Here is a 5,782-nt window from a genome sequence, read left to right as displayed (position 1 = left end):
GTCGAAAGGCAGCAGCGCCAGGATGTCCGGGCTGCGGAACCACTGCAGCGCAGTGCCGCCGTGCGGCCGGTCGCTTACCAGCCGGGCCGCGATTGCGCGGTGGCCGTAGGCATGGCGCTCGAAACCCACGCCACGCCGCTCCCGTTCGACCGAGGCCTTGCCTTCGGCGATCAGCGTCAGCGGCGCATTGCCGGGTTCGGGCTGCAGCGTGACCAGCGGCGCGAAGCTCGCGGCCGATTCCAGCACCGCTTCCAGCGCTGCCGCGTCAACGATCCAGGCCAGTGCCGGCACCGCCTGCTGCCAGGCGGAAAACTCGATGGCCGCGCCATGCGCGTCGCCATGCACCCGCATGTCCAGCACCGCGCTGCGGGCATCTTCCGGCAGCGCCTGCCAGGCCCGCAGGCCTTCCAGCAGCGTGACCGAAGCCGGGTTCAGCGCATAAGCCCGCACGTCCGGACGCCGCTCGCTGGCTTCTGCCGGCGGTTTGGCCTGCAGCGCCACGCGCAGGCCCTGGCGGGCCAAAGTCAGCGCCATGGCACGGCTGACAATGCCGGAACCCAGGATGCGCACGTCGAAAGCGGTCATGTCGTCATTGTAGGGACGCCCTAAAATCCATTTCTTGACAGTGCCGCGACGGTTTTCTTTCAGCGACGAACGGAAATTCCGCAGCCTGCCCAGGCCCCAAAAGGGCTGTTTCGCCATCTGGCCGCCAGCAGGCCTGTTCCCCTCCCTCTCCGAAAGTCCCCCATGAGCCTGAAGTGCGGCATCGTCGGCCTGCCCAATGTTGGCAAGTCCACCCTTTTCAATGCCCTGACCAAGGCCGGCATCGCTGCCGAGAACTACCCCTTCTGCACCATCGAGCCCAATGTGGGCGTGGTGGAGCTGCCGGACCCACGGCTGCAGGCGCTGGCCGAGATCGTCAAGCCCGAGCGCATCCTGCCGGCCATCGTCGAGTTCGTCGACATTGCGGGCCTGGTGGCCGGCGCCAGCAAGGGCGAAGGCCTGGGCAACCAGTTCCTCAGCCACATCCGCGAGACGGACGCCATCGTCAACGTGGTGCGCTGCTTCGAAGACGAGAACGTGATCCACGTCAACGGCAAGGTCGATCCGATCTCCGACATCGAGGTCATCCAGACCGAGCTGTGCCTGGCCGATCTGGGCACGGTCGAGAAGAGCCTGCACCGCTACAACAAGAACGCCCGCTCGGGCGACAAGGAAGCCGCGGCACTGGTCAAGATCCTGGAGAAGTGCCAGGCCGCGCTGGACCAGGCCCAGCCGGTGCGCGCCATTCCTTTCAGCAAGGAAGAGTGGGTGCTGGTCAAGCCGCTGTGCCTGATCACCGCCAAGCCGGCGATGTTCGTCGGCAACGTGGATGAATCCGGCTTCGAGAACAACCCCTTCCTGGACCGCCTGAAGGAATACGCCGCCAAGCAGAACGCCCCGGTCGTCGCGATCTGCGCCAAGACCGAGGCGGAGCTGTCGGAAATGGAAGACGAGGACCGCGCGCTGTTCCTGGCCGAGATGGGCCAGGACGAACCGGGCCTGAACCGGCTGATCCGCGCGGCGTTCAAGCTGCTGGGCCTGCAGACCTATTTCACCGCCGGCGTGAAGGAAGTGCGCGCCTGGACCATCCACATCGGCGACACCGCGCCGCAGGCGGCAGGCGTGATCCACACCGACTTCGAACGCGGCTTCATCCGCGCCCAGACCATCGCCTATGACGACTACGTCAAGTTCAAGGGCGAACAAGGCTCGAAGGACGCCGGCAAGATGCGGGCCGAAGGCAAGGAATACGTCGTCAAGGACGGCGACGTGCTGAACTTCCTGTTCAACGTCTGAGATAGATCCAAGGACCGGCGGCTCGAACCGCCGGCCGCCCGCAACGACCATCGCCCACGATGGCAGCGGGCAGCAAAGCCAGTTTTTCAAGAGGGAGGAACCCATGTACACCACCACCACCACGCCGTGGCAGCGCCTGCTGCCTGCCCTGCTGCTGTCGGCAGCGGCTTTTACGGCCCATGCTCAGGACAAGCCTGCCGAATCTGCCCGCGCGACCGAGGCCGCCCAGGCCTGGAGCGAAGCCCGCGGCGTCGCCAAGGCCGGCCCGCAGGACATCGCGCTGGCCGGCCAGGCCACGCTGCACCTGCCTGCCGGCGAGGTCTTCATTCCGCAGCCGCAAGCCGCCAGGGTCATGCGGGCCATGGGCAACCCGGGCGAATACTCGGACCTGCAAGGCCTGGTCTTCCCCAAGGGCGAAGGCGACTGGTTTGCCACGCTGCGCTACGAGGCCTCGGGCTACGTGAAGGACGGCGACGCCAAGGAGTGGAAGGCCGATGAGCTGCTGCAGTCCTACCGCGAAGGCACCGAAGCCAGCAACCAGGAGCGTGTGAAGCTGGGCGTGCCGGCGATGGAGATCACCGGCTGGGCCGAGCCGCCGAAGTACGACGAGGGCACGCACCGCCTGGTCTGGGCCATGGCCTCGCGCAGCAAGGATGCGCCGGCGGGCGACGAACCCGGCGTCAACTACAACACCTATGCGCTGGGCCGCGAGGGCTACATCAGCCTGAACCTGGTGACCGCGCTGAAGTCCCTGCCAACCGACAAGGTCGAAGCGCAACGCCTGCTGGGCGCGCTGGACTTCAACGAAGGCAAGCGCTACACAGACTTCAACAGCAGCACCGACAAGGTGGCCGAATACGGCCTGGCGGCGCTGGTGCTGGGCGTAGGCGCGAAGAAGCTGGGGCTGCTGGCGCTGGCATTTGCATTCGTGGCCAAGTTCGCCAAGCTGTTCTTCATCGGCGCGCTGGCCTTTGGTGGCGGCATCATGAAGTTCTTCCGCCGCAACAAGGGCCCTGCAGCCTGAAGCCACGGCGGAGCCGACCATGATCAAGCTGCTGTTCCTGCTGTTCTCAGGCCTGAAGTTCGGCAAGCTGCTGGCCACCGGCGGCACGATGCTGCTGTCCTTGGTGCTTTATGCCTGGGTCTACGGCTGGCGCTATGCCGCCGGCTTTGTGGTGCTGCTGTTCGTGCACGAGATGGGCCATTTCTGGGCCGCGCGGCACAAGGGCTTGAACGTCGGCCTGCCGACCTTCATTCCCTTCGTCGGCGCCTGGGTCGAACTGAAGGACCAGCCGCACAACGCCGAGACCGAGGCCTTTGTCGGCCTGGCCGGGCCGCTGCTGGGCACGGTGGGCGCGCTGGTGGCGTATTTCTTCGCTCGCGACGGCCACGACACGCACTGGCTGCTGGCGGTGGCCTACAGCGGGTTCTTCCTGAACCTGTTCAACCTGATCCCGATCTCGCCGTTCGACGGCGGCCGCATCACCGCGGTGCTGTCGCCGCGCATCTGGCTGCTGGGCGTGCCGGTGCTGGTCGCGCTGTTCCTGTGGCGGCCGAGCCCGCTGCTCATCCTGATGGCCTTGCTCGCAGCGCCGCAGGCATGGAAGGCTTGGAAGTACGACCCGAACAGCGCCGAGGCCAATGGCTACTACGCCGTGTCCACCGCGGTGAAGCTGGAATACGGCTTTTGCTACCTGGCACTGGCGGGTTTCCTGGCCGTCATGGCGCACGATGTGCACGAGATGCTCGCGCACGTCGCGGGCTGAAAGACTGGGGAAGGCGGCCGGCCTCCGTCGAAACCGGCGGCTTCCCCCACCCTCACAGGCTCACTCGGAGGCCGTTTTCTTCAGCCGCACGATCACGCCGCGGATGGTGTACGGCGAGGTCTTCTTCTTTTCCCACAGCGCGAAGGCTTTGCCGTCGGCCGAGACCAGCGGCACGTGCATGATGTCGTAGGCGCTGTTGCTGTAGCCCCGCGCTGCCAGGTAGTCCTTGGCGGTCTGCATGCCGGCTTTCTGGGTCCAGATGAAACCGCTGGACACGGGGCTGAAGTACAGCCGGCACATGCCGGTGACGATCTTGCCGTCATCGGTCAACGCGGCGGCGCTGGCCATGCCGCCCATCGTGGTGCCAGGGCACACGCCCAGGATCTCGCTCTTCCAGGTCTGCTTCTTCTCGCTCCAGTGCCACAGCGCGGCCGAGTTGAAGAAGGTGTTGGTGTCCAGGCTCTGGCCGGCCACCATCGTGCCGGCGGCGTTGACCGCTTCGGCGGTGCCTGGCAGGTCGTCCGCGGCGCCCATCACGGTCTTGCTGCCATGCGACCAGATCAGCGTGCGCCAGGTGCCACTGGTCGGGCTTTCCTCCCAGCCCACCAGCACGGTGCCGTCCTGGTTGATGGCGTTGATGCGCGACGAGCCGCCGTCGGTGGGCAGGCCCACCATGCCGCTGGCGTCGGTGTAGAAACCGTGCGCCTTGCCGCTGGTCAGCCAGTACAGGCCGCCGATGGTCTTGCCGTCCCCGGAGATGGACCAGACCGAGCTGTCGGTGGCGTCCATCACCGCACCGTCGGCCGGCAGCGGCTGGATCGTGGACCAGCCCTTTTTGCGGGTCCAGCGGCCGGCGGTGCCGTAGGTGCCGTCGTCCGACAGGATCATCGACGCGACGACCTTGCCGTCGCCCGAGATCACCGGATGGCCGCCAGACACGCCCAGCACGTCCAGCACGCTGCGTCCCAGGCGCTCGGTGGTGCCGGTCTTGTGCGACCACAGGAAGGTCTCGTAGTTGTCCAGCATGCGGCCAGTGGCGAACTTGGTGTCGGCCGACAGGCCTTCCAGGTAGCAGTTGCTGCACACCTCTTGCGCCACCGCCTCCTGCGCCTGCACAGCCAGGGGCGCCAGGGTGGCGAAGAAAGCAACCAGGCCTGCACCCAGCATGAACTTGCGTGTATTCATCTCTCACACCTTCCAAAGACAAGACAAGCCGGCACCACGCCAGCTCCAACCGTGTTCTGCCGCCCGGTGAACCACCGGATGCAGCGCCGAATCAATGTAGCGAAGTGACCAAATTTCTACAAGAGTTCTCTCAGAGAATTCCCTGCAAGCGGCATTTCCTTTCTAGGGGGATCACCCGTGGCTGTGCGCACAGAGCGCCTTCGCACCTTGTCTGCCCGCAGGGGAAACCAGGCGCGAATGCGACCGGCTGCAAGACCTCCTTCGCCGGCCCCGATGCGAGAATTGCCAGCTGTTTTGCAGGGGAGCACAACCAGATGGAGCTTGAGTCGTTGCTGGCGCCGGTGTCGCCGGCCCAACCGGGTGGCGTGGACATGTCGCTGTCCGCCGAGGTGGACGCCATCCAGGACATGCGGCGCGAGGACGACCCGACGCTGGACCAGGGCGAGTGGGTCGCGACGCTGAAGGTGGCCGACTGGCCCGGCGTGGCCCGTGCCAGCGAGGCGCTGCTGCGCGAGCGCAGCAAGGACTTGCGCGTGGCTGGCTGGCTGACCGAGGCGTTGGCCCGCGTGCACGGTTTCCAGGGCCTGGCCGATGGGCTGGCGCTGTGCGCCGGCCTGCTGGACCGGCACTGGGCGCACCTGCATCCGCTGCCTGATGACGGCGACCAGGAAGAACGCATCGGCAACCTGGGCTGGCTCAGCGGCCAGGTGCAGGCACTGTCGCGCCAGATCGTGCTGGTGCCGCGAGGCGCCAAGGGCTACAGCCTGGCCGAGATCGAATCCGCGAGGGCTCGTCGCCTGGCCGGAGAGTCGGACAGCGCAGCATCCCCCTCCTCAGGCGCCGGCAAGGCTGGCGAGCCTCCGTTGACACTGGAACTGGTGCAACGCACGCTGAGCGGTGCCGGGTTGCGGGCGTACGAAGCCCAGGTGGCACAGGTGGAACGCGCGCGCAGCGCCTGGCAGGCGCTGGAGCGCGCCGTGGACGCCCGCCTG

The 5,782-nt window shown here is 66.7% G+C and carries 5 protein-coding genes and 1 pseudogene; 4 read left to right on the top strand and 2 right to left on the bottom strand.

Features of this window, described 5'->3' with window-relative positions:
* Positions 1-585, bottom strand: a pseudogene (locus FKP22_RS19085) (FAD-dependent monooxygenase); the annotation flags it as partial.
* A gap of 162 nt (positions 586-747) precedes the next feature.
* Between FKP22_RS19085 and ychF the strand changes: the two are divergent.
* From ychF to FKP22_RS19070, 3 genes are all read left to right on the top strand, one after another.
* On the top strand, positions 748-1,839 hold the full coding sequence (ychF, locus tag FKP22_RS19080; protein WP_141289297.1) for a redox-regulated ATPase YchF: 1,092 nt from the start codon (positions 748-750) through the stop codon (positions 1,837-1,839).
* A 103-nt stretch (positions 1,840-1,942) separates the two neighbouring features.
* The gene (locus FKP22_RS19075; RefSeq protein WP_231011452.1) at positions 1,943-2,863 is read left to right on the top strand and encodes a DUF2167 domain-containing protein; all 921 of its coding nucleotides are present in this window, start codon (positions 1,943-1,945) and stop codon (positions 2,861-2,863) included.
* A gap of 19 nt (positions 2,864-2,882) precedes the next feature.
* Positions 2,883-3,605: a site-2 protease family protein gene (locus FKP22_RS19070; RefSeq protein WP_141289296.1), complete on the top strand. Its 723-nt coding sequence runs from the start codon at positions 2,883-2,885 to the stop codon at positions 3,603-3,605.
* Between the two features lie 60 nt (positions 3,606-3,665).
* On the opposite strand, the gene FKP22_RS19065 is transcribed toward FKP22_RS19070, so the two are convergent.
* Positions 3,666-4,790 carry a hypothetical protein gene (locus FKP22_RS19065; RefSeq protein ID WP_141289295.1) on the bottom strand — a complete coding sequence of 375 codons (1,125 nt, stop codon included), beginning with the start codon at positions 4,788-4,790 and terminating at the stop codon, positions 3,666-3,668.
* Between the two features lie 314 nt (positions 4,791-5,104).
* Between FKP22_RS19065 and tssA the strand changes: the two genes are divergently transcribed.
* The coding region (gene tssA / locus FKP22_RS19060; RefSeq protein ID WP_141289294.1) for a type VI secretion system protein TssA at positions 5,105-5,782 on the top strand (678 nt) is incomplete at its 3' end.

It is taken from the genome of Ideonella azotifigens (assembly GCF_006519715.1).
Classification (GTDB): domain Bacteria; phylum Pseudomonadota; class Gammaproteobacteria; order Burkholderiales; family Burkholderiaceae_C; genus Ideonella; species Ideonella azotifigens.
The sequence above is the reverse complement of the archived record's forward strand: the minus strand, read 5'-3'. Positions and strand labels throughout refer to the sequence as shown.